Here is a 25,266-nt window from a genome sequence, read left to right on the forward strand (position 1 = left end):
CGGTCCCGGCAGCGGATGCCTGTTTGACGCAGGATCAACCCGACGCAGGCGCGATGGGGCTGCAACGGACGCTATCACCGCGAAAGGGTCCAAGCAAGTTCGTTTGCGGAGGTCAGAAATGCGGCGGCGCGGCGGGTTCCGCTGACCGTCGAGCCCGCGTCGGCTTCGGTTAGGCGCCTCGGCCATGCCGGGAAACCCCGGATGCTTCCTGTCCGAGGCGCCGACGCACGTCGTTCAACGCGGTCATCACCGCTGAGGGATCTTCCGCGCAGATCGCGGAAGGGGCGCCGGGACGCTTGTGCAAGCGTTTGCGTTGCGAACGATCAGAGTCTCGGGGGAGAGCGGAGGCTGGGAGAGGTTTGGGGACGGATTCCGCCCCGATATTGCGTTCTCGGTGCAAGAGGGTTCGAACCCGGCCGGGCATCACGCATGCCCCGCCGGGCGCGGGTCAGCCGAGTCCGCGCAGGACGTCGGCCTCGATCTGTCGCGCATAGGGGCCGAACCGTTTTTGCTGCTCGGTCGCCCATTGCAGCTCTGCCCAAGTCTGCATCCGTAGCTCGGGGTGGTCGTCCGGGCGGAGTGTCTCCGCCGAGCGGGGTCGGGCATCACGATAGTCTCGATCGAGATCGATGTCGTACATGGCTGGATCCTCGGTGCTTCTGGCTGAAAAGGTCGAAGACGCGGATCCTGAGGCAAAGACTGCACCAAAATCCTACAACGCCTGTCACCATTTCGAAACTTTGAGTCCGTTCATCGGGAAACTCAATCCCGAGCGGCGGTGTCGCCGTCGGAGTCGTCCCCTAGAGATCAATCGGATCTTGCGAGGTCGGGAGTCGATGAAGGGCGGTTGGCAAGCAGGGCATGCGCGCCCGCGAGACTCGTCGCGGTGCGGACGGTTCGGTCACTCAGGCAGGGGATCGGGGCCCGACGCGGCCCCGAAGTGGTGCAACCCTCGACCCGAAAGTGGGCGAGGGCCTTGTCGACGTCAGAGCGCGCGACAGTCCGCGAGGACGACTTCGGTCTTGGTTCCGCCGGAGCGCGAGCCTTGAGCTTCCATCGCTTCGACGACATCCATTCCCTCGACGACCTTGCCGAACACAACGTGCTTGCCGTCCAGCCAAGGTGTGGCGTCGACCGTGATGAAGAACTGCGACCCGTTGGTGTTGGGGCCGGCGTTCGCCATCGAGAGGATGCCGGCCTCGGTGTGCTTCAGCTCGAAGTTCTCGTCGGCGAACTTTTCTCCATAGATGGATTCGCCGCCCGTGCCGTTGCCGCGGGTGAAGTCCCCGCCCTGGATCATGAAGCCCGGGATGATGCGGTGAAACGGACTGCCGGCATAGGACAGCGGCTTTCCGCTCTTGCCCATGCCCTTCTCGCCGGTGCAGAGGGCGCGGAAGTTTTCGGCTGTCTTCGGGACCACGTCGGCGAACAGCTCGATCGTAATGGTGCCGGCAGGTTCGCCGCCGATCGTGACATCCATCGCGACCTTCGGGTTATCAGCAAGAGCGGGTGTTGTCATAGCAGTCAAGAGTACCGTGGTGAGATAAAGGGAGGGTTTTGACATGGTCGATTCCTGTCGTGGTGGAACGTTGCGCGTGATCGTCGGAAAAAAAGGCCGAGGATGGCCGGGCATCATGCGACCGGCGGTTCGGTTTCGCTCCCGACGAGCCCGTCCGGCGGAGGAAAACGTACGACCAACGCATCGGGCAGCTCGCCGCGGCCGGCTTGGTACAGCGCGCCGGACTCCAGCATGATGGTGACCATTACCGCAAGCAACAGGGGCACGACGCCAATGCGAGCCCAGATGGCGCTGGCCATGTCCTGCGACTCGATCTTGTGCCGCTCCATCTCCTGCATCGCTGGCGGCAGGGTCCTTAGCTGTACCGCGATCTCGGTTTCGTCCTGCTTGCCGAACAGGGCGATGCTCAAGATCGCGGCGCACACCAGGTAGGCGACCAGGATGAGCCGATAGCGGCTTGCGGCCAACCGCCAGTGGGTCGCGGCGAACCAGCTCGTCTCCTTGCCGGGATGCCGGGACCTGATCCAGGTCACGCCGATCAGCACCAACGAGATGGCAAGCGGGATCGAGACCGCAAGCCACTTGTAGCGGCCGATCATCGAATCCGGCTCCGCCATCGAGCCCGCGAGCAGTGCAACCCCGATCAGGAGGTTGAAGACGATCAGGTTGACCATCGCCAGCTCGTGCGGCGTCTTGGACTTGCGGCGGGTTGTGTCGTCGACGGGGAAGAACATGGCTGTCGCGTCCGTGGAGGTCGATCGGAACGTCCGATCCGGGTCGCGGTAAACCCGCATCCGGAGCCCGCATCATTTTGATGCCTCGGCTCCCGAGAACGCAAACCCGAGGGGCAGGATGACTCCGATGGGCCGGACCCGGGCGCGGCGGTGCGCACGGGTTTGTGCGATCATCGCTCGATCGTCACGAAAACGAAATCACCGAGGAGCCAGGACGAGGATGCCCGAGATTACCCCTTACGCGGACAACAGCGCCGAGGCCATGCTGCGCGTCATCTCACTCTTCATCATCAGCGATGGGGAGGTGCAGGACGAGGAGATGGAGATGCTCGAGCAGCTCGGCGTCTTCGAGCGCTTCGGCGTCGACCGCGATGAGTTTGCCAGGATCTTCGATGGTTACTGCGACGACCTCATTGCCCATGCAGGGACGGCTCGCTTTGTCGGGCTTGCCGATCCGGATTGGGTCGACACCATTTTGGAGCCGGTCACGGATCGCATCGCACGCCGGACCTTGGCCCGGATGCTCCTGCTGCTGGCGCGCTCGGACGGCTTCTTCGCCGATGCCGAGCTCGCAATCTATCGTCAAATGCTCGACCGTTGGGAGATCGACATCGACTCACTCGCCGAGCCGGACTGAGCGGCGGCCGACACGGGCCGCCGGGCGCGCGCCTTGCACGGCTCGGCTCGGCAGCGAGGACAAGGCTCCACCGGTCGTCTGTCTTGAATTCGGCCAGTCTCGGCGCGGCGCTTTACCATCCCGCGAACGATGATGACGACGTTGGTGACTCCTCGGTCGAGGATCGCTTTCTGCGTTTGATCGCTGCGATTTCCGGCCCGACACTTGACGCCCCGATCGGTCGGCGCGGCACCTCTGCTGCGCGTCGCCGGCCACGGTATTTCGGATCATCCACATTCGCGATACATGGAGTGCCTGATATGACCCAGTCCATCCTCGTCGGAAAAGGGCCGGAGCCGGTCTCGATCCTCTCGCGCATGGCCAACCGTCACGGTCTGGTCGCGGGTGCAACGGGTACGGGCAAGACGGTGACCCTGCAGCGGCTCGCCGAACAATTCAGCCGCATCGGCGTGCCCGTGTTCCTCGCCGACGTCAAGGGCGATCTCGCGGGTATCAGCCAGCCGGGCGGGGGCAACCGGCGTGTCGCCGAGCGGGTCGCCGAGATGGGCCTCGAGCAAGACGAAGGCTTCGTCTACGCCGGCAATCCGGTGATGTTCTGGGACATCGAGGGCCAACAGGGCCATCCGGTCCGCACGACCTTGACCGAGATGGGGCCGCTGCTCCTGTCGCGCCTTCTGAATCTCAACGAGGTACAGGAAGGCGTGATCAACATCGTCTTCCATGTCGCCGACGAGAACGGCTGGTTGCTTCTGGATCTGAAGGATCTGAGGGCGCTGTTGGCGCATGTGGCCGAGAATGCCGCGGAGCTCCGGACCCGCTACGGCAATGTCTCGTCGGCGAGTGTGGGAGCGATCCAGCGGCGCCTGCTGGTCATCGAGAAGCAGGGCGGGGACCTCCTCTTCGGCGAGCCCGCGCTCGCGTTGCAGGACATGATGCAGACCGACGAGCAGGGCCATGGTTATATCAACATCTTGGCCGCGGACAGGCTGATCCATACCCCGGAGATCTATTCGACCTTCCTGCTCTGGCTCCTCTCCGAGCTGTTCGAAGAGCTGCCCGAGGCGGGCGATCCGGACAAGCCTAAGCTGGTCTTCTTCTTCGACGAGGCGCATCTGCTGTTCAAGGACGCGCCCAAGGTCCTCTTGGACAAGATCGAGCAGGTCGTGCGGCTGATCCGCTCCAAGGGTGTCGGGGTCTATTTCGTGACGCAAAACCCGATGGATGTGCCGGACACCGTGCTCGGGCAGCTCGGCAACCGGATTCAGCACGCCTTGCGCGCCTTCACGCCGCGCGATCAACGCGCGGTGCGGGTCGCCGCCGAGACCTTCCGACAGAATCCGGCGCTCGACACCGAGGCCACTATTACCGCACTCGGGGTCGGCGAGGCGCTCGTCTCGACCCTCGACGAGCAGGGGATCCCGAGCATCGTCCAGCGGGTCAATGTCGCGCCGCCCGGAAGCCACCTCGGCCCCATCGAGCCCGAGGTGCGCAAGGCCGTCATGGATCAGTCGTTGGTGAAGGGAATCTACGACGTCACGATCGACCGGGTCTCGGCCTACGAGATCCTGGAGCAACGCGCCGAGCAGGCCGCCGCAGCCTCGGCCGCGCCCGAGATCCCCGATCTGTCGGAGTACTTCGGCCGAGGCGGCAAGACCGCCCCGACGTCGTCGACCGGGAAGGCCCCCGCCCGACGCCCCAGCACGCGTCAGACCCCCGTGGAAGCCTTTGCGACCAGCGCTATGCGCTCGCTCGGCAGCCAGATCGGTCGTCAGCTGGTTCGCGGGATCATGGGCTCGCTGACCGGCGGGGGTACGCGCGGGCGCAGCTAACCCCAGTACAGTTGACCGCTTCCCGCCCCATGCGAGGGTTTGACGCGATTGGTGATCTCGTCTATTAAATTCCTCATACGTCGGGTGGTGGCCGTTGAACGGCCGGATCCGGCGTATCGGACACACGGGACGCTCCCGAACGAGGTTCGGATGGGAAGCACAGCGCAGCGCAGGCCGCCCGAGAGTCGGGCTTGGGTTGCAGGAGCGCGCTGTTGTCCGTGGTTTGCGCTCCTGCTGCTGGCGCTGCTCCTTACGGGGGCGGGAGGAGCGCAGACGCTGGATCGGTCAAGCGCTGCGGTGGACGAAGCGACGCCTCGAATCCAGGTCATCCTGGGACGTACCTCCGCCAGCGGTCTGCAGCTGTACCGCGTGACCGGACTGAAACAAGGCGACATGCTGTATGTCCACGCCGAGTCGACCTCCGGTAACTTAGACCCCTTGGTCGCCCTTCTCAAGCCGGGGATCAACCTCGCGGAGCTCGCCAGGGAGCCGCTGGAGGCGTTGATCGCGACCCTGTCTCTCCGTCACGACTCGATCGAAATCACCCGGCTGCTGTTTGATCGGTACGCGCTTGCAGGAAACGACGACTACGAAGGACATTATTCCGCCGCTCTCGGCGTCGAGATCCCCTCGGACGGAGACTACTGGCTGGTTGTCGGCAGCTCCCTGGTCCGCAGCTCCTCCGGCAGCTACCGGCTCATGGTCGGCATCGATGAGCCGGACGTCCTCTCGGGTCGCCCGGAAAGCAGCGGTCCGGCGTTCGTCTTCGCCGAGCGGGATGCGGGTGCGCTGGAGCCGGGCGTCGTTTCGGTCACCGGCGAGCTGACGTCGGACCAGGTGGTCCGGTTCTATCACTTGGCGGATCTGGCCAAGGAGCAGACATTCTACGCTTTCGCGGAGGCGACGACGGGCAACCTCAAGCCGGTGCTGACACTCTACGATTACAGCGACAAGGCGGTGGCCCGCGCCAACTTTGCGGGGACCGAATCCCGAGCGGCGCTCGTCTATACGTTGCCGCGTCAAGCCGAAGGCTACCGACTCGGAATCTCCAATCAGGATCTCGCAGGCAATGCAACCGAGGGCGGCTTCCGGCTGCTGATGGGGCTGAACGCCCCCGAGGTGTTGCGCGGCAAAGGGGAGCCGACCGGCGCGGCGCTCTTACGAGAGCCGATTCCCGTGCGCATCGGCGTGAAGCTGCAGCAGATTACGGCGGTGGATCAGAAGGCGGAGAACTACGGGGTCGTCGCCACGCTCGTGATGCACTGGACCGACCCCGCGCTGGCCTTCAACCCCGAGACGATCAATGATCGGTTCAAGATCTTAACGGGCGATGCGTTCAGCGCCGAGATGAGTCGGCTGGGGCTGCTCTGGCCGCAGTACACCGTGTTCAATCAGCAGGGGAACCGATGGGTGCAGAATCGGGTGGTCGTGGTGCGTCCCGATGGCGAAACGGTTTACTTGGAACGGTTTTCGACCACGCTGCAGGCACCGGATTTCGACTTCCGCAACTTTCCCTTCGATGTCCAGAAGTTCTTTATCCGTATCGATTTGCTGACCCCGGAGTGGTTGTTTCAGCTGCGTGAGATCGAGGGCTACAGCGAGGTCGGCGACACACTCGGCGAGGAGGAATGGGTCGTAACCGATTTCGTCACGCGCTTCTCGCGGGGGGAGATACTGCAACGGCCCGTGTCGCGATTCGACTTCGAGTTTTGGGCGAAACGACACGTCGAATACTATTTCTTCCGAATTCTGCTCCCGCTCATTGTCATCATCGCCGTCTCCTGGATTCTCTTCTTTCTCAAGGACTACGCCAAACGGGTGGATGCCGCGGGCGCGAATCTGCTCTTATTCATCGCATTTAACTTCGCCATCTCCAGCGACCTGCCTCGGCTGGGCTATCTGACCTTTCTCGATACACTGTTGATCAGCGCCTTTCTCGTCACCGCGATCGTTCTGATCTTGTCGGTCTATCTGCGGCGCCAGGATATGAAGGGTCGGTCCGCTTTTGTGGCCAAGGTCGATCGCTACGTCATCACCTTTTACCCGTTGGCCTATATCGCAACCATCGTTGCGGTCACGCTGCTGTTCCGCTAGATGGACGAAGGATTGGATAGCGGCTGTTTCGCGTGTCGATGTGCGCGATGCAGTCATCCGGCTGTCGCGATGATGGCGTGCGAATCACAGCTGTCCCTCAATCGGCAGCAGCGCGATCAGGGCGATGAAGAATCGGGTCAGGGCGCCGGTTTCCGGATCCTTCAGATAGACGACCTCTCGGCCGTCGGCGTCGTCGATCCACCGAAGCTGCTCTCGACATGGATCCTCGCCTTTACAATCAGTTCGATCCAGAGCGACGCGGTAGGCGATACGCGTCTTATTGGTGTCGAACCAGTCCGTTAGGCCTTGTGCAAGGGGCTCGCTCTGGAACAGGATCCCGAGCTCCGTGTTTAGCTTGCCGGAGCGCGGATCCAGATTCGGGGAGCCGACAAAGAGGGCCTCTTGATCGAAAACCGAGGTCTTGGCATGCAGGCTGGCCCCCGATGAGCCGGTGAGCTTGGCGAACTTGCCCGGTTCCGTCGTATCGGCATCGGGCTTGAACCCATAGATCTCCACGCCGCCCCGCAACAGCGGCATGCGGTATTTGGCGTAGCCGGCATGCACGGCGCCGACGTCGGTCGACGCCAGGGAGTTGGTCAACAGGCGCACCCGTACGCCGCGCTTCTCGAGATCCGTCAGCACCATGACGCCTTCATCCCCCGGCACGAAATAGGGACTGAAGAGCAACAGATCCCGCTTCACCGCTCCGATCGTGTAGGGTCGCACCTTCGGACCCAAGTGGGTCGATCGGTCCTCCGGATCGGTGACCAGCTTTTCCGGCAGATCGTAGAAGACGAGCGCGTGTCCCCATTGGAAATCAAGCGTTCCGTCGATGAAGTCCCGCACCAGGTCCGAGTTGCGCGCGCGCCGAGCGTAGGGTGAATCGATCTGCGCGTCGTTGAACTGTTTGAGCTCGCGCCGCAGTGCGTCCGGCGTTTCCGTGCGCTCGACCAGCGAGCCCACCGGATAGGCCAGGTCGCTGTTCCAGTAGAGATCGAACTGATGCCCGACCTCCTCAGCAGCCGGCCCCAGGGCCAGGACGTCCATGTCGCCGAAGTTCACGTTCTCGTGGGTGCCGAAGTACTCGTCACCGATATTGCGTCCTCCGACGATGGTCATGAGGTTGTCGACCGTGAATGACTTGTTGTGCATGCGCCGGGTGACGGTGTCGAACCGGGCCAAGGCTTCCAGGCCGCGCGCGTTTCGATTCGCGAAGGGGTTCACGATACGGACCTCGATGTTCGGATGGGCGTCGAGTGTCGCGAGTGCCGTATCGTTCCCTTTCGTCGCCATGTCGTCGAGCAGCAGGCGCACGCGCACGCCGCGATCCGCGGCGCGCAGCAATCGGTAGGTCAATATCCTGCCGGTGAGATCGTCGTGATAGAGGTAGTACTGAACGTCGATGGTGCGCTCTGCAGACTCCGCGAGCAGGATACGCGCGGCATAGGCATCGAGCCCATCCCCGAGTAACCAGAAGCCGGACTCTCCCGGGTGCCGCCGCAGGTAAGGTGAGGCGAAGTCAGAGATGCGTGACGGCTCGCTGTCTCGATCCGTATGGCCCGACAGCGGTCGCACCACATCGGTCGGTAGCGACGCGCAGCCAGACAGGCCGAGCAGCAAAGGGAACAGGGTCGGCAGGCAGGAAGCAATGCGCATAGCGGCTCTCGGGCGACTGATCGAGGCATCAGACGGTTTATTTGCTTTGCGGACTCGATCCTAGGCGCTTTTCAGAGGCCGGTTCCACAGTTGAGTACCCGGATATTGACGAGGGTTCGCACAAAAGTCACTTTCGCTGGGTTTGGCGCGAAATGACAGGAAGACCCGAGGCCGATCCGGGTTCGTGTGAACTAGAACGAGAACGCAAGCGATAGGATGCCTGCATCTGCCGGGGAGCGAAGGCGAGGACGTTTTCGCCGATATCGGCGTCCTTCGGGATCGCGACCACGCCGAACCGATGCCCGCGCACCGAAGTGGGCCCGCGTCAGCAGTCCGCCCATGGTGGCGTCGACCGGGAAATATTGTGCCGAATCGCAGGCAGGCGCTCCGACGGGATGCTCAACATGGCACGCCCGCGTAGTGCTGCGGCATCGTGCCCGTCGGCGCACCGCGTTTCCTACACACCCAACAGCGTCTTCAACCGGCCGTCGGCCTCTAGCTTCATCAATTCTTTTTCTCCTCCGATATGTTCATCGTTAATGAAGATCTGGGGGTAGTACTTGAGCCCACAGCGCCGGAGCATCTCGTTCTTCTCAAGCGGCATCAAATCGATCAGATGGTCAACATACTCGATGCCATATCGATCGAACAACGCCCGAACGTCAACGCATTTCCTGCAATTGCTGGTGCCGTAGATCTCTACTTTTGCCGTCATTCTGATCTCGAAATAACCAAACTATCCTGTCGCGAAAGAAGATGTCGATTCCGCTACTTCTCGTTGTCTGCCCGGTCACTCTCTGCGTCGCTCCCTGAGAACAGGAAATTGATGTAAGGCGCGTAGACCAGCACTTGGCCTTGCGCAAATCCAAGCTCATTGAATGCCTCGGCGACGCGCTTCAGGTATTGCGGATTATCAGGGTTCAGCCTGAGTTCCCTCAACGCTGCAAGCAAGCCCTCGATCTCCTGCGGGTCAACATACTTCAGCAGCATATCAATCGACTCAGTGATTCCGTCGACATTGACATCGACGCCTTTTCCCCGGACGCGAAGCCGGCTGAAATCCTCCTCGATAATCCGTTGCTGCATCGTACTGATGAACTGGTGAAAGGTCTCCCTATCCGGCTTGTCGAGAAACAACTCGACCAGCGGTTCTCTATTGACCCGGCTGACGAACGAAACCGTTGATCCTGAGATCACAGGCTCAGGGTCCAAGACGTCCAAGACAACGCTCAACGACTCCGTTCTGAGCGGCGACTTGATAACGTACCGAACCTCGTCATCGACAAGTTCAAATTCGCGGGAACCTTTGATCGCATGCGTCTGCGTGAGCCGAGTAGTCATGAGGTAGAGTGGTGTCCGGTTTACCAGTTCGGTATGGAGCTAGGTTGAGGGGAAAGGCTAAATGGACCTTGACTTTGGTTGAGGTTGGTTCCTGCCTGCAGGAGTTCGCCATCAGGCCTCCTTGATTTGCTCACCCCACCTAAAGCTTGGCGCCGAACCGCACGCTATGCGCTCGGATTGTAGACCATTCGAGGGGGGAGGGCGGGTCGCTACCGGGCAACGCCGACACTTCAAGAAATCACCCACGTCTGCCGGATGCTTCTGTTTACGATCGAACTCTTGCGCCCCGGGCCGATGACGCGATGGCTGCTGAAGAATTCGATCGAAACGGGTTCATCGACCGCGCTGGTCAACCTCTTGCCGAGAACGTCCGAAACAAATCCGGCCCGTGTAAACCGGTTGTTTAGCGGGCTCACCTCTTGTGCGGCTGCCGGCGAGTTGCCCGGCACCGACGTCTGCACACGAAGCAACCCGTCGCGCTCGGTGGTCGGATCGGCTTGCAATGACAGCGCAACCGTTGGGGCGAATCGTGCCGCGACGAGGATCGGCGTCTTCTTGGCGGAAGGGCGGTTTTGGTTCAATCGCTGCATGTGGCTTCTCCGAACGAGATTAAGGAAGCGGGAACCGGATGACGCGACGCGTTCGATTGTTGAGTACTCTTACTCGAAGCACGGACATGCCCTTCGAAACAGACAGAGGCAACGGGTAGACTTGGCTCGATGCGGTTCAACATCCGCTCGGTTTTTGCGGGAGGGTCGATGGCCGGCAAGGCCGTCCGGCACAGATCGCCACCGCGCAGTTGGCGCGCGCCCTTGCGGCTCGCTCCCGTCACCAGCGGGGTTATCGGGGCGCCGGAAGCGTGCTCCAAGGACCGTCTTTCGGCGCATCAGCCAACAGGCCAGCCCAAGCGACAAGACCACCGCCGCCGTGGCCAGGAAGTCCAATGGCTGATCCAGGGTTCCACGCAGCAACAGGGCCATGACCACCTGCAGGCCGACGACCCGCAGGCCGAGACGATCTTCGAGCGGTCGTGGGTCCGATGCCGCAATCACGCAGCGGCGGATCGACCGGGCGGTCGGAGCATCAGCACCGGCGTGCGCGCCTTGTAGTCCTGATAGGCGGGATCGTCGCCCCACCGCTCGTCCGCACGCGCCTCTAGGATCGGGGTGCCGCTGACGCGCGTCAGCAGAAGATAAACGAACAATGGGGAGATCAGCGTCACGGCCTGCCAGCCGGACAAGGCCGGCCACGCGATCACCGCGACGCCTGCCCAGAGGGTGATCTCGCCGAAATAGTTCGGGTGCCGGGACCAGGCCCAGAGACCGGAGTGGATGAAACGGCCCTTGTTCGACGGATCGTCACGAAACGCCTGTTTCTGCGCATCGGCGATCGCCTCGATGGCGAAGCCAGCGACCCAGATGCCCAGCCCGGCCAAACCGATCAGTCCGATCGGCGGCGCGGCTGCGGTTGTCATCGCCGCCAGGGCTGCACCAAGTGTCAGGAACACCCACAGACCCTGCAACGTCCAGGCCATCAGGAAGCGCGTGAACGACGGCTTGATGTCGTCGAAGCGCGTGTCCGCCCCGGCCTTTTGGATCCGTCGCACCAGATGGCGGCCAAGTCGGATCGCCCAGATGGAAACGAGCACGACCAGCAGGAGGGACCGGGCATCGAAGCGACCGGCCAGCAGCAGCGTGCCGACGATGACCGTCAGATACGTCAGGCTGCCGGTCAGGTCGTACCAATGTTCGGTCTGTGCCCGATAGGAGGGCACGAAGACCGCCCACTGGATCACGAAGGCAACCAGCCCGGCGAGCGCGAACAAGGGGATGCCCCCGAGGGCGAGGCCCCCTTGGCTGCCAGCCCAGGCGACGCCGGCGGCAACCAGCAGCGCGACGGCGATTGCGAGCAGGGACTCGATGGTGTTGTTCATGGCTTACGGATCCTGGCTGATGACGACACAGTGCCGGTGCGCCGCGATCGCGTCACGGCGGCGCGCAGTGTGGCACGCGCGTCTCGGGGAAGGCTTGTTGAAGATACGATAATGCCTGCTCCATCCCCTCGTTCAACTCCTCCATTCGGTTGTCTTGGGACGTCCGGGTGACCGTCAACGGTGAAACCCTCGAGGCGATGACCGCGTACAGCGACTTCGGCCAGTCCGCACGTCCGCCGGGGTTCGTCGTGGCCCTGTTGGCTGAGGACCGGTCCGAGTTTCTGGTCTTCTGAAATGGCGCGGAGGACTGGCTGGAGTACGGCGATTACAGGTATCGCAAGTGCAACTGAACGAACGCACTTCCGTCGGACCCTCGCGGGGCAACGTTGTCGACGCGCGCCCGGCCATCGTCGAGCGGACCGTGGCTCAGGTCATCGGGGACTCCGAACACGGTTCCCGGCATGCCGTGGGACTACTGACAGGCAGCGCGCAAGCAGCCCACGGCGCTGTCGCCGAGGGCGATGTGAAGCGGACCAAGCATGGTTCTGTCGAGCAATTCACGACCTCTCGGGGACCCGGAATAGTCCGAATAAGTGGCCGCGGCAGGCAGACACTCGCCCCGGTCGCCGATCGGCGCCACCAACGTCCGATCCCTGGTCGCCACTGGCATCCCACAAGGGAGCAGCCCCCGGAACAGCTCCAGGGCGCAGCGTCGGCCGTGAGCGGAAGCATCGTGATGCGGCTGTCAATGCGAGCTTGACCGGCGTTTCGTCCCGTTTCCAGCATGCACGGCCGTTCGACTGGCAGAGAGCCTGGCCAATGACGCGTTCAGCATGGCGGGCAACTCAGGGGTCGATCTTTGGCGCCTACCGGGTCCACGTCGCGGAGGGGGGACCCGGCGGAAGCGTTACCAGACCATCGCTGTTTGGATCGACCACGAATTGGCGTCCCGTGCCGGAGGCCGTTGGATCGGGGATGACGTAGGCGGTGCCGATCCAGCCCGGCTCGTGGACCCCATCGCCTGAGTCAGCGCTTCGCACCGTGACGACCTCGCCCGGCTGCACGCCGGAAGGCGAGCTCATGATCGAGAGGGCCTCCATGCGATAAAGGACGCCGGCCGGGCTGTCCTGTCCGTTGGCCGCCGCCTCGAGCACCTTCACTTCGAACACCTCGGCCGCGTCAGTCGGCGGGGCCGCACCGGCCTGTCCAAACAGGGCAACCACCGCCACAGCGGCAGCAATGATGGCGTAACGAATCGGGTCAGTCACAGACATGGCGTTTTCTCCAATGGTTGACGGTCTTGACCTCGGTGACGGTGCCGGGTCTATGCCCACTCGCCGAGGCCCCCGGCGGGAGGGTCACAGGATGCCGGCGCGGACTCAAGTGTTCTGGCCTGTCGGGATTCCGCGCGAACAGCTCCTCCTGTTGTGACGAAGGCGCCTCCGGTCAACTCCTTCTGGTCGATCACTGTCCATGACTCCACCACCGGTCGCCTGCACCCCAACGATGACAACCGCTACCACATCAATAACACGACCGCCGTCAAGAATGAGGACGGCACCTTCACCTTCCGTGTCAAGGTGAAGTGCGAAGACGGCGACCAGAATTGCCTCGAGGTTCCCGCCGGGCCGTTCGACGTGGCCGCACGCTACTACCTTCCGGAGCCGGAGATCATGACTGGCGAGTGGACGATTCCGAGGCCCGTGCTGAAGAAATCCAGCTAGAGAAGAACCGTACAACGCGGCTGCGCAGGCCGCGCAGCACGCCGGCGCACGGGCTTGTTCGACGTCGACCGGCAACCGCTGCAGGCGGCCATGCCCCGGCGCACCCTTGCGCCGAGCGGGGCACTTGCGCTCGCCGCCGTCGCCGTCCGCACGCTGACGCCGCTGTTTCGGCGCAGTCTCCGGGCTCGATTCGCCACCGGTTTCTTCGTCGTTTGCGCCGTCCTGCGTCTCCGTCCCTGCCTCGTCCATTGCCGGCGCCGGGGCGTCTTCGTCACTGGCGGCATCCTCGCCAGTCGATGACTCCCAGGGTGCGCGCGAACTCGGCGGCCGCGAGCCGTCGCAGATCGTGATCGCCGAGATGCAAGCCGTCTACTGGGCCGGGCCAAATCAAGTTCGCGTTTCATCTGCGACCTATCTTGCCGCGTCAAATCAGCCTTATCTCGCAAGCGTTTGATGTCATGACCTCGACCGGATCAGCAGGGGAGCAAACGATTACTTCTGGCTCTCCAGGATAAAAACACTACTCAACCACGAACCACGCGACTATTTTTTCATTCGTGCAATTCGTGTCATTCGTGGTTTCTTCTTCTCGCTCAGCCTTCTTGCCAGTCCACCCAGCGCAGATTGGTGACGCGGGTAAACTCCCGGCCGTTGTGGGTCACGAGCACGGCGTCATTGGCGCGGGCGGTGGCGGCGATCAACAGGTCATTCGGGCCGATGGGCTTGCCCTGGGCGGCGAGGTCGGCGCGGATCTGGCCGGCTTCTTCGGCACATTGGTCCGTGAAGGGCAGGCTTGGCAGCGGTGCGAAGAAGGTCTTCAGCAGTTGAAGGTTGTCTTCCACGCGCTTGCTGTGGCGGGCGCCGTAGAGCAGCTCGGCCTTGACGATGCTGCACAGGGCGATGTCATCGGGGGAAAGCTCCCGAAAGCGGTGCTGGAGGTGCTCGGAGCGACGGTTGAGTATCTGGATGCAGACGTTGGTATCGAGCAGAAACATTCGGGCAGACACTCAGGCGAGTTCATCGCGTTCTTCGTAGTCGCCCTGATCCGGGCGCTGGAGCTCATCGCCCTGCCAGCCACCGAAGCAGCTGAAGTAGTCCTCCGGCCATTGGCTGTCCACGTTTCGCTTGATCAGCAGGGCCAGGTACTTCGATACGGGCATGCGCGCGGCCTCGGCACGGCGCTTGAGCTTTTCGGCGATCTCGTCGGTGACGTAACAATGGAGCTGGGACATGGAATGTCTCCACATGTATTCGGGCTATGTGGGAAGTATCCTCCTTCAGGCTGGTTGCCGCCAGAGGTGGTCGGCAATCCCGTCCGGCACCTCATCGAGCTGGTTGCCGAGCACCTTGTCCAGTTGTTTCGCGCCGCCCTTGTCGGCGAAACGCCCGTTGACGAACTGACGGTCATGCGGCTGACGCCGAAGTAATCGGCGATGGCAGGCATGCTGTAGGCGCCCGAGCGGTACGCCTCGGCCGTTGCGCGGTCGCTGTCGGCGTCGCGCGCGGCATCGTCGGCCAGGGGCCTGGCCAGGGCCAGGCGCTGGCGTTTCGGGATCTCTCGCAAGGGGCGTCCTGGGTCGACCCGCGCCTGCATGCGTTCGACGAATCGCTCGGAGCCCAGGTGGATCTGATCATTACTACAATTCGTGCGCTTCATTGCCCGCCCGATCCGGACCAACGGCCACGCCCGGCAGATCGCGCCAGGACACCACCTGCGCCTGGGTGCGACGCTGCGACGCATCGCCGCCATAAACCACCAGGGCACGCATGCTGCGCTTGGGCGTCAGCGACGCCAGTCGCTCGGCAAAGCGTGGCAGATGCTTAAAGAAGTCTGCGACCACAGTTGCCCCCGACTTGATCTCTAAGGCATCGAGCGCTAGCCCGTATTCGACGAGTAGGTCGATCTCAATGCCGCGGCTCTCGCGATAATGGAACAGCGCAGGCTGCCGGCCCTGATTGGTCTGTGCCTTATAGACCTCCGCCACCGCCCAACTCTCGAACACCGCGCCACGCAGCGGATGCAGGCGCAGTTGTGCCGGCTCCTGGATACCGAGCAGGTAGCACAAGAGCCCGCTGTCGAACAGATGCAGCTTCGGCGCCTTCACCATTTGCTTGCGCAGATTGGCATGCCAGGCCGGCAACCGGTGGAGAACGAAACTCGTCTCCAGCACCGACAGCCAGGCGCGGGCGGTATTGTGGGAGACACCGGCATCGGCCCCCAATGCGCTCAGATTGACTTCTTGGGCGCTGTGGCCCGCGCATAGGCGCAGAAAGCCGCTAAAAGTCTGCAAGTCGGCGACATTGACGATCTGGCGCACATCGCGTTGGACATAGGTCGCGAGGTAGCCCGCCAGCCATTGGTGCGCCGGGATGCCGCGGTCGTAGATGCGTGGATAGGCGCCTTGCCACAAGAGCGTGTAAAGGTCGTCCGGGGCATTCTGGAACCGGGTCAACTCGTCCAGGCTCGGCGGCAGCAGCGTCAGCAGGCCGCAACGCCCGGCCAGGGATTGCGCGATAGCTTCACTCAGCCCCAGGTGCTGCGAGCCGGTCAGGATAAAACGGCCCGGCTCGGGGCGCTCGTCGACCTCGGTTTGCAGATAGCTCAGTAACCCAGGTACCCGCTGAATCTCGTCGAGCACGGCGCCGTCCTGGTATTCGGCCAGGAAACCGCGCGGGTCTTCCTGCGCGAAGGCGCGCAGGTCCAACGCCTCCAACGACACATAGGGTCGATCCGGAAAAACGGCCCGGCACAGCGTGGTCTTGCCGGACTGGCGCGGTCCGGTCACGGCCACCAGCGGGTAGTAACCAGCCAAGGCGCGGAGTTGGGGGGTGATGTTGCGATCGATCATGGCGCATCAGTCTAGCGGCTCATGCATGATCTGTCAGTGGAACTTACAATTTATGAAATTATTGGCTAGGCAATAGGCCGTTCGGACCAGTCCATCCACCGTCTCGCGTTAGTCAGACCTCGTCGTCACTGCTCTAGGCGTTCCAACAGCGCCTTCACCTCGGCCTGCTGCTCGAAGCGTCGGTCTGCGAGACCGAGCAGCAGGCGCCGTGACCAGCGCTTCAGCAAGAACTGCCGGTCCTCGCCGGCAAAGAACACCGCGGACCGGTCGATCCCGCGGAGAATGACATGCATCGGATAGCCGGCGGCGACGATGCGGGCACGTCGGGGCATCAGGGCCTAGACCAAAGGGCGTAGCGAGATTACCAGAGCTTAGCAGGAAAACATGGTCTGTCCCTGAGGTATCCCCACAAAATCGGCCCGCTCCGGTCACCCGGCGAGCACGGCATCATGGTCATTCGCGACCCATTGATTGGGCGGCCCGATGGCCTCGACCAGTTCGGCGATGGTCGTAAGGCAGTCCTCCAGTGACGATAGACCTTGACCAGGCGCGTTGCCGGCCAGTCGGCGAAGCACGACGAGGCGACCAACAGCCACGGCTCGCGGGCATTGCGGGCGGCTTGCAAGCTCTTCTTCGAGCGCGCACGCTTGCCGGAGGCCGTCTTGGCCCGGCGTCCCTGCTTGGGCTTGCGCACCAGCACGAAGGCCGCACGCAGTGGATTGCTGCGCGCCCACTCGCCGATACCGAGCGCGCTCGGCGTCTCGCTCGCCTCGGCGAACACCCGCTTGCAACTGCGCCAGCGGTTCTTGAGCCTGATGTCGTCACGCCCGCGCACCCGCCCGACCCAGCGCCAGCCCACGCGCTCGACCTCGCGGTAGAACGGTACCTTGAAGCCGGAGTCGGCGACAATGATCGGTTCCGCCGTCGTTGGCAGCAGTGCCTTGAGCCGCTGCAGGAAGCGATGCTGCACCTGGCGATTGCCCAGCTTGCGCTGGGTGTGGACCTCCTCGTATAGCGTCAGACTACGACCGCCCACCGGCAGCGAGGCGCGCAGCAGGTGCAGCGATTGGTCCTCCTTCAGATCACTCCAGTCGATCACGATCAGCGGTTCGGCGATGCCGTTGAGCAGCATCCGTGCGAGTGCGCCGTAGATCGTGCGGCTGTCGCTCTGCAGGTGACGGTTGTCCAACAGGCGGTCGGCCCGCTTGATGCGATGGCGCAGCTCCGACCCGCCACCGAAGCGGCGGCCGATCTCGGTCAGCGTCAGCCGCGGGCCGCTGACCGAAGCCGCGACCGCTTCGAGCAGCGCGGCCAGGCGCCGCCGGTGGATGCCGGCCAGCAGCGGCGCAACACAGCGGTGTAGAATCCTGAGGGCATGCATGGGGGGCCTCCGCAGGTTTGGTCGCCCGTTGTGGACCATCAAACCCCATGCATGTTCATTTTGCATTAGAATTAAATTTTAAATATCTGTTTATAATCGACTTATAATGGGGATACCTCAGGGTCTGTCCTGTTTTACCCCGGCTCATGACGGTGCCGACGACGCGCGCCGCCGGGGTCCAGCGGGTGGTGCAGCACTGGAGCAGCAGCGGGTCGTAGCGATCGGTCGGCACGCCCAGGATGCGTCCCTGCTCCCAGCGGCGCAGGAGGCCGGTTTCGCGGCGCAGGCGCAGGAAATCCTCGGCAAAATCCGAGCTCTCGGCGTCCGACAGTTCCTGGGCCGACGAGAACAGCTCGGCCAGTGATCGGGGACTCCGAACACGGTTCCCGGCATGCCGTGGGAATGATAGGCAGCGCGCAAGGTCGGGATAGGCACCTATCGCCAACGGCTTTGAGAAATCAGGCTGAGTTGATGGCATGTTTGGCTTGGGGAGGGCAGAGAACGCGATCAGCAAAACCTTGGGATTCCAGTGGCTGATGGTCGCCTTGATGGCGGTCGGTAGCCAGAACGCGGGCTGCACCGCGAGTACGCCTGGAAAGCAGAGCGCCGGCACCGGCACAGCTCTGCGGGCGATCGCGATCAACGACAAGATCCAGGATGGCACCATCAAGGTTGAAGCGGACACGGACAATGCGCCTCCCCCCTGACCTCGGTTAGCCCGTCCGACATGAGGAGTTCCTGCCAATGACCAACCGAATTCTCGAAACGCTGTCCGTTTGCTCCTTCGCAGCACTGCTGGCGGCTGCGAACGCGGTCCATGGTGCGGGCTTCTACAGCCCGTCGATCGGCACCCCCGGAAGCCTCGGCACGGCCGGTGTCGCCAACCCAACGAACACCCGGAGCGCGGACGCCGCTTGGACCAACCCGTCGGGATGACCGGCATCGACCAACAGCATGTGATCGCTGGCCTCCAGGTCATCCTGCCTAGTGTCAAGTTCAAGGCGAAGAGTGTAGAGAATCTCTCCATACTGCCCAGACTCCGGGGACCGGTTCGCGGCGGCAACGGCGGCAACGCGGCCGAAATTGCCCCCATCCCGAGCTTCTTCTACGTCCGGCCCCTTTCTGATCGCGTCCGCTTCGGCTTCTCCTCGACCGCGCCGCTGGGCGGCGGTGTCGATTACGGATCGGATTTCGTCGGCCGCTACGCACTCCGTGACGCGACACTCGCCGGGCTTGCCGCGACATCACTGCGGCTCGTGGCGATTGACGAATGCCCTGGCGAGGCCTTGAGCTTCATTGGACGGACTCGGTGGCTTACGGGGCCGTGGCGGGGGCGGATTGCGTAATCCCGAGATGCCTGAGCTCGTCGATGGCTGCCCGTCCCCGTCGCTCTGCCTCGGGGGTCTCGCCGAAATCCCGTACCAGGAAGGCGAGTCGTTCGATCTGTTTCTCGATCCGCATGTTCGCTCGGTCGTCCAGCTCAGGCACAAGCGGCCGCTCATACCCGATTTGCCAGAGCGACAAGACGGCATGCTCGCTCTTCCAACGCGCATCCGTCAGGGTGCGTTCGCGCAGCGTCACGGCGGTCGCCGAATCCATACCAGCGTGACTCCAGGTGATCGGATCGACGACTTCGAGCCGATGACGCTCCGCATCTTTCCAGACCGGCATGGTCTCGTCGACGAGGACGAAGGCGTGTACGCCGAAACGCCCAGAGAGCCGCTCGACGATGAATTGATGTGTGTGCTCGTATTCCTCGGGGGTTTCTCCCGGAAATCCAACGATGAAGGAGGTGCGAAGCGCGATGCGGCTCGGGGCGAGCAATTCGAACGCCCGTTCGTTCTGGGATGCGGAAACCCGCTTGTCCATATCCCGAAGGGTCTTGTCGCTCATGGATTCAAACCCGATGAGAAGCCATTCGCAGTGAGCGGCCTCGAGCTTCTCCACAACTTCGGCGGCCCCGATGACATTGGCCCTCGTATAAGCCTCCCACGGGATCCCGACCGCCGGAAGCCTGTCCAACAACTGCCGAAAGCGCGTCCGCGGAATCGTGAAGGTCTAATCCATTGCCCGAATACTCCGAGCCCCGTTGTGCTCGGCATAATGCATCCAGTCGCTGCAGATCCTGTCGGCCGAGCGGAAACGCCAGCGGGGCGACGCGGATGGGTGGGAGCAATATTTGCCGAAGAACGGACATCCCCGCATGGACTCGTAGGGCACGAGCCGATGAGTGCCCTGGAACTCGGGCGCAGGCACCGCATCGAGGTCTAGTGACGCAGGCGGGTTGGTCCGAACCCCGCCGCCGGGGTCACGCCAGACCAGATTGGGCACCTGGTCGAGGGTTCCGGAGCCGTCGAGCGCCTGCAGGAGCGCGGGCAACGCAATTTCGGCGTCGCCGCGGATGATGTAGGTGACGGCCGGGTGCCTTTTCAGGATACCGGCGAACTTTAGGTTGCTGAACTGTCCACCCAAGACCAGCGGCACGCCCAGGAACCGCGACGTTAGCCAGTCGATCGTCCGACCGAGCGTGTAGCTGTCGCAGATGAACGATGTAGAGAGGCCCAAGACATCGACATCCGGGTCGCGGCAGCCGGCGGTGCCGCGCCACAGATCCTCGAGATCGAACAACACGCATTCAACGCCCGCTGCCTCGACGATCGAACGCACCGTCTCGGTAGGCAGATGGGGCATGCAGCCGTCCGTGGTAGGGGCGCAGCAGCGGTCGCCGCGACGACGCCGTACGGAGCGAGGACAGGTCCAGCGGCGCGCCGAGAAGACGCTCGTAAGTCGCAGTAAGCTCGGACTCCACCGTCGCCCCGAGGAGTGTGCCCTCAAGCGATTTACCGCTCATCGAGTAGGGGCCGAGCCCGGATGCCAATAGGAATCTCATAGGACTTAATCTCTCCTGATCAGGTCGCTCGATGATGCGAAGTCGGAAAAATGCCGTCTTGTCTCGATCCGAGGGCCGAGAGTACGTGTGGCGAGCTCGGCGGACAAGGCCGATCAGGTGTCCGCAATGACTCGGACCCCCGAGGGTAAAGTCCGCAAACGGGTTCTCGGGCCTTCCCCTCGTACGCCGTGTCACGCTGGAAGCCAGTTCCACACTCGGCTAAAGTCGTCGCCGGACGCGAACTGCAACCCGTCCCACCGACGGTTCTCGGCGACATGTCGCGCGACACGGGAGCGGATGCCCCGTCCAATCCGGCGAACCGAGGGAGGACCGTTCCGGAAGGGGTTTTTGATCGACCCGCTGGGATGCTCCGGTCGGCGATGATCGGTTGCAATGGTTTGGGAAAACGCTCACGCCCTCGGCGACGCGCCGTGAGCCTCGAAGAGCCGCAAGTTCTGTACGAGCACAAACGAAATCCATGAAATCACCCTACGACGACCATCCGGAGTTCTACACTCAAGACCATCGGCAGAACCGCCTGTTGTTCCCGATCAACAAGGAACAGTTGGAGAGTCGTCACGCCGCGATGTTTTCCGAATGGAATCTTAAAGAAAAGACGGTGCTGGATCTCGGTTCCTGCATGGGGGCGACGGGCCAGTGGGTGCTGTTTAACGGCGCGCGACACTATACCGGCGTCGAGGCACAGGCCGCCTATGCGGAGCGATCGCGGCATCTACTCGGGCATTATTCGGACCGTGTCAGGATCGAGCAGACATCCATCGAAGATTTTCTGGCCGTGAATACAGAGGAATTCGATGTTGTCGTGATGCTCGGCGTGATCTACGCCTTTTTGAGCTATCACGACCTCCTCGCGAAGGTCGCGCGAATCTGCAAGGAAACACTGATTATCGAAGGGGTCTATCCGTATCCGAACGTCTGCAATCCGAAAGCCCCGATCGTCGAGATCACGACCGAGCAATCCATGGTGGTGGCGGACGCCGAGCAGCACGTGCAAGGCATCGGTGTGCGTATCTCCCCGTCGGCATTGTCGATCGTTCTCAGCACCATGGGTTTCGAGCCTGTGGGGAAGCCGACGATGCCGAAGCACATCACGAGCGTGATCGACAATTTTCGTGGAGATCCATCCGAGACCTATTCGGTGCGCTATATCGAGTCGTTTCGTAAGGTGGACAGGATCTGTCGGGTGTTGACGGATGAGTTGGTCCACCCGACCGAGGACACTAGAATAAAGGCATGGGCCGATTTCGAGAAACATCGGCCCTATGTCGAGCCGAAGACCCTGGCGCTGGCGGAAAAGCCATGGCAGTTCGATCAGAAGGTTGCCGAGAATTTTCCGGACGAGGCACGGCAGAATATCCCCGATTACGGGCGCGTGCTTGACGTCTGCATCGAGATTGCAGACATGTTCTTGGAGAAGGACGCCCCGGTAATCGATGTCGGTTGTGCCTTGGGCGAGGCGTTGAAGCGCTTCCATGAGCACGGCTATCGACATCTATACGGCGTCGACAACTCACGCGACATGCTGGCGCGTGCGTTCAACAGTACCGATCAGACTTTGACCTATATCCTGTCCGATCGTTTTCCATCCGAGCATGGACCCTATCGTTTGGTGACCGCGAATTGGACGCTCCATTTCATCAAACAACGCGAGGACTATTTACGAGACATCCATGCGGCGCTCGAAGACGGCGGTTTTTTTGTCTTGACCGAAAAGGTCATGCTGTCCTCGATGATGGATCGTCTCTATAAGCAATTCAAGTTGGATGCCGGGTTGAGTCAGGACTACATCGATTACAAGGAAGAGGCGTTGAAGGATGTTCTCGTGCCCTATCCTTTGGATTGGTACCTGGTGAAGCTCAGGCAGATCGGCTTTCGGTCGGTCGAGATTCTCAACGCGAGACTGTCGTTCGTGACCTTTCTCGCCCGCAAATAGACGGCTCGTTCCTCCGGGGACGCCGGCGATAGGGTGGCGGAGTTGGGTGCATTCAGTCGAGGCAATCAAGAGGGTATCTCGATGTATGTCGTCACGAATCGGAAGGTCAACAGGCGCAAGGAAGGTCTGGATCTCTTCGGCGATACGCCGAATACCGTTGGCCCCAACGAGCTGCGGCTCGTCAAGGTTACCAAACAAGGCTCCCATTACGTCACCGAGCTACTCGCCGACAGGCTGACACAGGCCGAGGTGCGGGAGCTGAAGCGACGACATGCGCTCGACATCGACGAGCGGGCGGATTGGTATGCGAGTTTGAAGGTCGCCTGCGAGCTTATGGAACAGGTTGCTCGCGAGAAGCGCCATTTGTTGATCTATGTCCACGGCTACAACAACGACATGCGCGACGTCGTGAGCACGGTCGAGGCGCTCGAGGCACTCTACAACATCATCGTCTTGCCCTTCAGTTGGTCCGCCAACGGGGGCGGGGCGGTCAGCGGGACGGCGGACTACCTCGACGACAAACAGGATGCGCGGGTCTCGATGGACGCGTTGAACCGCCTTTTCGATAAGGTGCAGTTCTACCACGAGAAGCTGACCGAGGCGCGTCGGGATGCCTTTTGGCGGCAGGCCATGGCGGAGGACGGCGGTCGGGGAAATCGGGAGGCCGTGCAGGCACGCTTCACGCAGCTGTTGGCCGATGACTGCAAAGTCACGCTCAACCTGATGTGTCACAGCATGGGCAACTATGTGCTCAAATATGCCTTGCAGCCAAGCGCTGCAGCCTCTGCAAAACTGATCTTCGACAATGTCTCGCTGTTGGCCGCCGATACGAACAATGCGGCTCATGAGATCTGGGTCCAGCGCATCCAGGCCCGCAACCGTCTCTATGTCGTCATCAACGAGAACGACTTTGCGCTTGCGTGGTCGCGCCGTAAGCCGGGCGAGGCGCAGCGGGCGCGGCTCGGCCATTATCTCAAGAACCTGTTTGCGGCGAATGCGCGCTATATCGACATCACCCGGGCCGATGGCGTGGGCAACGCCCACGGGTATTTCACGGGCGAGCCGGTGGCGCGCAACGCGGCACTGAAGGCCGTGTTCAGCGACGCCTTCGAGGGCGGGCGTGCCGAGGATCGGTTGTCCTATGCGGCCGATATCAACGCCTATCGGTTGATGTAAGCCGCGTTCGGAGTGACGACGAAGGTTGGGTGAGAAACGGGCTTTTGTGTTCCATTCGGTCTTGCAGGTGACGCGGCTTCAATGAGTGAACCGCGCCGACACGAGGGCTGATGGCGTTCACGTATCTGTACGCTTTGCTTCTGAACCGTCTCTAAGCGACCTGCGCCCGGTCTTCGTTCCAGCGCTCTGCGCTACGGGAGTCGCCGTCGGTGCGCATGGCCGGGGTGGCCCACACCCGACCCATTCCTGGGCCGAGCTCGAACTCGAAGGGCGTGGGCAGTCGGTCCATCGGCGACTCGGGCGAGACGTCGAGCATCGGGTCGGATGCTCGAGCGGCCTGGCAGATGTCGTCGATACGCAGGTGCTGGTGATTCCAGGGGTCCTTGTTCAGGGCGAGCAGTGCCGTGTCCCGACCCGTGTCGGACCCTTTGCGGAGCAGGAGGATGGCGGAATTCGGATGATTGAGTCGCTCGAGCGGCCCTTCCTGGCGGAACACCGGGAAACGGTCCTTGATGCGGTTGACCTCGGCGATGAAGCCGGTGAGATCGAGGTTTATGTCCTCCCAATCGTCGGGTCGAGTCTGGACGACGTCGAGTCGCCGTCTGAATCCATGCTCGAAACCGATCGGGATCATAACGCCCGCCGAGAAGAGCGCGGCGAACAGGTAACGTTGCTTCATGGCGTCGGGGTTGCCGCCGGATTCCTGAAAGAGCCGCTCGGTGTCGTGGCTCTCCGGAAAGCTGATCGAGGGGACCAAGCGGCGCGTCTGCTCGTATTGCTCCAGTAGCCAGCCGCCCTCGAAGTCCCACCATTTGGAGCTGTTGAAGATGGCGTCGAAGCCGGCGGCCGCGGTCTCTCGGGTTTGTTCCGGCGAGCAGCCCAGTGTCTCGGCGACGAAGACGACATCCGGATGCGCCTTGCGGATGTGCGCAATCAGATGCTCCCAGACCGGTTTCGGGATCTGATAGGCCGCGTCGCAGCGGAAGCCGCGAAAGCCCAGCGCGACAAGATACTCGACCATCTTGATGCAGTAGGCGAGGAGTCCCGCGCGATCGGGCGAGCCGCGGTGATCGAATTGCGCCAGATCGTGCCAAACGACCCGATTCCCGTCGGACTCGACACAGAAGGCGCTGGCGACCTCGTTGCCGTCGCGCACGAACCATTCCGGGTGCTCATGCACCAACCGCGAGTCCTTGGCGCAATGGTTGATCACGAGGTCGATCATCATGCCGAGACCGAGCCGATCGGCCTCCGCGACCACGGCGCGAACCTGCTCCTCCGCTGTCCGACCCGTATCCGGTGCAACGAAGGTGGCGTTGATCGCGAAATGATCCGCGATCGAGTAGAGGGAGCGGGACTGGCCGAGGACCTGGATCGGGTTGACGAAGATCCAGTCGAAACCCATGGCGGAGGCCCGCTCGAGGTGGGGCGTCCAATCCTTGAAATGTCCGGCGAGCCGGGGAAACAGATTGTAGATCTTCATCGAGCCGATGCGCTCCTTGCCGCGTCTCGGCGCGGCGGATTGAGGGCTGGGTCAAGACCGTCGCGC

At 62.5% G+C, this 25,266-nt stretch carries 30 protein-coding genes; 11 read left to right on the forward strand and 19 right to left on the reverse strand.

Annotated features, from left to right (window positions below):
- Window positions 1–448: 448 nt before the first annotated feature.
- The 3 genes from LT988_RS15710 to LT988_RS15720 all read right to left on the reverse strand — a co-directional run bounded on the left by LT988_RS15710 (window position 449) and on the right by LT988_RS15720 (window position 2,253).
- The gene (locus tag LT988_RS15710) at window positions 449–640 is read right to left on the reverse strand and encodes a hypothetical protein (RefSeq protein ID WP_232406480.1); all 192 of its coding nucleotides are present in this window, start codon (window positions 638–640) and stop codon (window positions 449–451) included.
- 345 nt (window positions 641–985) lie between these two features.
- Window positions 986–1,564 carry a peptidylprolyl isomerase gene (locus LT988_RS15715; protein WP_232406481.1) on the reverse strand — a complete coding sequence of 193 codons (579 nt, stop codon included), beginning with the start codon at window positions 1,562–1,564 and terminating at the stop codon, window positions 986–988.
- Window positions 1,565–1,632: 68 nt separating this feature from the next.
- Window positions 1,633–2,253 (reverse strand): hypothetical protein, encoded by a 621-nt coding sequence (locus LT988_RS15720; protein WP_232406482.1) that lies wholly within the window; start codon window positions 2,251–2,253, stop codon window positions 1,633–1,635.
- A 220-nt stretch (window positions 2,254–2,473) separates the two neighbouring features.
- Between LT988_RS15720 and LT988_RS15725 the strand changes: the two genes are divergently transcribed.
- The 3 genes from LT988_RS15725 (at window position 2,474) to LT988_RS15735 (ending at window position 6,813) form a co-directional block, all read left to right on the forward strand.
- Window positions 2,474–2,890, forward strand: coding sequence for a TerB family tellurite resistance protein (locus LT988_RS15725; protein WP_232406483.1), 417 nt, complete (start codon window positions 2,474–2,476; stop codon window positions 2,888–2,890).
- A gap of 299 nt (window positions 2,891–3,189) precedes the next feature.
- Window positions 3,190–4,719 carry a helicase HerA-like domain-containing protein gene (locus LT988_RS15730; protein ID WP_232406484.1) on the forward strand — a complete coding sequence of 510 codons (1,530 nt, stop codon included), beginning with the start codon at window positions 3,190–3,192 and terminating at the stop codon, window positions 4,717–4,719.
- Window positions 4,720–4,869: 150 nt separating this feature from the next.
- Window positions 4,870–6,813: a ligand-gated ion channel gene (locus LT988_RS15735; RefSeq protein ID WP_232406485.1), complete on the forward strand. Its 1,944-nt coding sequence runs from the start codon at window positions 4,870–4,872 to the stop codon at window positions 6,811–6,813.
- 84 nt (window positions 6,814–6,897) lie between these two features.
- On the opposite strand, the gene LT988_RS15740 is transcribed toward LT988_RS15735, so the two are convergent.
- From LT988_RS15740 to LT988_RS15760, 5 genes are all read right to left on the reverse strand, one after another.
- Window positions 6,898–8,469 (reverse strand): phospholipase D family protein, encoded by a 1,572-nt coding sequence (locus LT988_RS15740; protein ID WP_232406486.1) that lies wholly within the window; start codon window positions 8,467–8,469, stop codon window positions 6,898–6,900.
- A 457-nt stretch (window positions 8,470–8,926) separates the two neighbouring features.
- Window positions 8,927–9,184 (reverse strand): glutaredoxin domain-containing protein, encoded by a 258-nt coding sequence (locus LT988_RS15745; protein WP_232406487.1) that lies wholly within the window; start codon window positions 9,182–9,184, stop codon window positions 8,927–8,929.
- A 53-nt stretch (window positions 9,185–9,237) separates the two neighbouring features.
- A complete protein-coding gene (locus LT988_RS15750; RefSeq protein ID WP_232406488.1) occupies window positions 9,238–9,810 on the reverse strand; it encodes a hypothetical protein in 573 nt (190 codons plus the stop codon).
- Between the two features lie 230 nt (window positions 9,811–10,040).
- Window positions 10,041–10,400: a hypothetical protein gene (locus LT988_RS15755; RefSeq protein ID WP_232406489.1), complete on the reverse strand. Its 360-nt coding sequence runs from the start codon at window positions 10,398–10,400 to the stop codon at window positions 10,041–10,043.
- A 458-nt stretch (window positions 10,401–10,858) separates the two neighbouring features.
- A complete protein-coding gene (locus LT988_RS15760; protein WP_232406490.1) occupies window positions 10,859–11,743 on the reverse strand; it encodes a DUF1295 domain-containing protein in 885 nt (294 codons plus the stop codon).
- A 167-nt stretch (window positions 11,744–11,910) separates the two neighbouring features.
- Here LT988_RS15760 and LT988_RS25290 point away from each other — a divergent pair, with 167 nt between their 5' ends.
- Window positions 11,911–12,036 (forward strand): hypothetical protein, encoded by a 126-nt coding sequence (locus LT988_RS25290; protein WP_269752053.1) that lies wholly within the window; start codon window positions 11,911–11,913, stop codon window positions 12,034–12,036.
- 573 nt (window positions 12,037–12,609) lie between these two features.
- Here the strand turns inward: LT988_RS25290 and LT988_RS15765 are convergent.
- A complete protein-coding gene (locus LT988_RS15765; RefSeq protein ID WP_232406491.1) occupies window positions 12,610–13,017 on the reverse strand; it encodes a hypothetical protein in 408 nt (135 codons plus the stop codon).
- A gap of 153 nt (window positions 13,018–13,170) precedes the next feature.
- On the opposite strand from LT988_RS15765, the gene LT988_RS15770 reads away from it, so the two are divergent.
- Complete coding sequence (locus tag LT988_RS15770) at window positions 13,171–13,467, forward strand: DUF1214 domain-containing protein (RefSeq protein WP_232406492.1); 297 nt, start codon at window positions 13,171–13,173, stop codon at window positions 13,465–13,467.
- 54 nt (window positions 13,468–13,521) lie between these two features.
- On the forward strand, window positions 13,522–13,767 hold the full coding sequence (locus LT988_RS15775) for a hypothetical protein (RefSeq protein ID WP_232406493.1): 246 nt from the start codon (window positions 13,522–13,524) through the stop codon (window positions 13,765–13,767).
- A 293-nt stretch (window positions 13,768–14,060) separates the two neighbouring features.
- Here LT988_RS15775 and vapC read toward each other — a convergent pair whose 3' ends face one another.
- Together vapC and LT988_RS15785 are read right to left on the reverse strand one after the other, a co-directional pair.
- The gene (vapC, locus tag LT988_RS15780; protein WP_232406494.1) at window positions 14,061–14,462 is read right to left on the reverse strand and encodes a type II toxin-antitoxin system tRNA(fMet)-specific endonuclease VapC; all 402 of its coding nucleotides are present in this window, start codon (window positions 14,460–14,462) and stop codon (window positions 14,061–14,063) included.
- 12 nt (window positions 14,463–14,474) lie between these two features.
- Complete coding sequence (locus LT988_RS15785; RefSeq protein ID WP_232406495.1) at window positions 14,475–14,699, reverse strand: CopG family transcriptional regulator; 225 nt, start codon at window positions 14,697–14,699, stop codon at window positions 14,475–14,477.
- A 66-nt stretch (window positions 14,700–14,765) separates the two neighbouring features.
- Between LT988_RS15785 and LT988_RS25295 the strand changes: the two genes are divergently transcribed.
- Window positions 14,766–14,894: a hypothetical protein gene (locus LT988_RS25295; protein ID WP_269752054.1), complete on the forward strand. Its 129-nt coding sequence runs from the start codon at window positions 14,766–14,768 to the stop codon at window positions 14,892–14,894.
- Between the two features lie 210 nt (window positions 14,895–15,104).
- On the opposite strand, the gene LT988_RS15790 is transcribed toward LT988_RS25295, so the two are convergent.
- The 4 genes from LT988_RS15790 to LT988_RS15805 form a co-directional block, all read right to left on the reverse strand.
- Window positions 15,105–16,316 (reverse strand): ATP-binding protein, encoded by a 1,212-nt coding sequence (locus LT988_RS15790; protein WP_232406496.1) that lies wholly within the window; start codon window positions 16,314–16,316, stop codon window positions 15,105–15,107.
- 125 nt (window positions 16,317–16,441) lie between these two features.
- Window positions 16,442–16,648: a hypothetical protein gene (locus tag LT988_RS15795; RefSeq protein ID WP_232406497.1), complete on the reverse strand. Its 207-nt coding sequence runs from the start codon at window positions 16,646–16,648 to the stop codon at window positions 16,442–16,444.
- 29 nt (window positions 16,649–16,677) lie between these two features.
- Window positions 16,678–17,697: an IS4 family transposase gene (locus LT988_RS15800; protein ID WP_232406498.1), complete on the reverse strand. Its 1,020-nt coding sequence runs from the start codon at window positions 17,695–17,697 to the stop codon at window positions 16,678–16,680.
- 55 nt (window positions 17,698–17,752) lie between these two features.
- Complete coding sequence (locus LT988_RS15805) at window positions 17,753–18,340, reverse strand: DUF3658 domain-containing protein (protein ID WP_232406499.1); 588 nt, start codon at window positions 18,338–18,340, stop codon at window positions 17,753–17,755.
- A 101-nt stretch (window positions 18,341–18,441) separates the two neighbouring features.
- Here LT988_RS15805 and LT988_RS15810 point away from each other — a divergent pair, with 101 nt between their 5' ends.
- Entirely contained in the window at window positions 18,442–18,633 is a 192-nt protein-coding gene (locus tag LT988_RS15810; protein ID WP_232406500.1) for a hypothetical protein, read from the forward strand.
- Window positions 18,630–19,043 (forward strand): porin family protein, encoded by a 414-nt coding sequence (locus LT988_RS15815; protein ID WP_232406501.1) that lies wholly within the window; start codon window positions 18,630–18,632, stop codon window positions 19,041–19,043. Before LT988_RS15810 ends, LT988_RS15815 begins: the two co-directional genes overlap by 4 nt.
- Here LT988_RS15815 and LT988_RS15820 read toward each other — a convergent pair.
- From LT988_RS15820 to LT988_RS15830, 3 genes are read right to left on the reverse strand one after another with little or no spacing between them, the layout of a single operon-like run.
- Entirely contained in the window at window positions 19,012–19,722 is a 711-nt protein-coding gene (locus LT988_RS15820; protein WP_332460487.1) for a radical SAM protein, read from the reverse strand. The two genes, LT988_RS15815 and LT988_RS15820, sit on opposite strands and share 32 nt — an antisense overlap.
- A gap of 33 nt (window positions 19,723–19,755) precedes the next feature.
- Window positions 19,756–20,388, reverse strand: a complete 633-nt coding sequence (locus LT988_RS15825) for a B12-binding domain-containing radical SAM protein (protein ID WP_232406502.1) — start codon at window positions 20,386–20,388, stop codon at window positions 19,756–19,758.
- Window positions 20,333–20,587, reverse strand: a complete 255-nt coding sequence (locus tag LT988_RS15830; protein ID WP_232406503.1) for a hypothetical protein — start codon at window positions 20,585–20,587, stop codon at window positions 20,333–20,335. Before LT988_RS15830 ends, LT988_RS15825 begins: the two co-directional genes overlap by 56 nt.
- Window positions 20,588–21,065: 478 nt before the next feature.
- On the opposite strand from LT988_RS15830, the gene LT988_RS15835 reads away from it, so the two are divergent.
- Both LT988_RS15835 and LT988_RS15840 read left to right on the forward strand, forming a co-directional pair.
- Window positions 21,066–22,541, forward strand: coding sequence for a class I SAM-dependent methyltransferase (locus LT988_RS15835; protein ID WP_232406504.1), 1,476 nt, complete (start codon window positions 21,066–21,068; stop codon window positions 22,539–22,541).
- Window positions 22,542–22,622: 81 nt separating this feature from the next.
- Window positions 22,623–23,717 (forward strand): alpha/beta hydrolase, encoded by a 1,095-nt coding sequence (locus LT988_RS15840; RefSeq protein ID WP_232406505.1) that lies wholly within the window; start codon window positions 22,623–22,625, stop codon window positions 23,715–23,717.
- Window positions 23,718–23,868: 151 nt separating this feature from the next.
- Here LT988_RS15840 and LT988_RS15845 read toward each other — a convergent pair whose 3' ends face one another.
- Window positions 23,869–25,200, reverse strand: coding sequence for an alpha-amylase family glycosyl hydrolase (locus tag LT988_RS15845; RefSeq protein WP_232406506.1), 1,332 nt, complete (start codon window positions 25,198–25,200; stop codon window positions 23,869–23,871).
- Window positions 25,201–25,266 lie beyond the last annotated feature (66 nt).

The organism is Thiocapsa bogorovii (assembly GCF_021228795.1).
GTDB lineage: Bacteria > Pseudomonadota > Gammaproteobacteria > Chromatiales > Chromatiaceae > Thiocapsa > Thiocapsa bogorovii.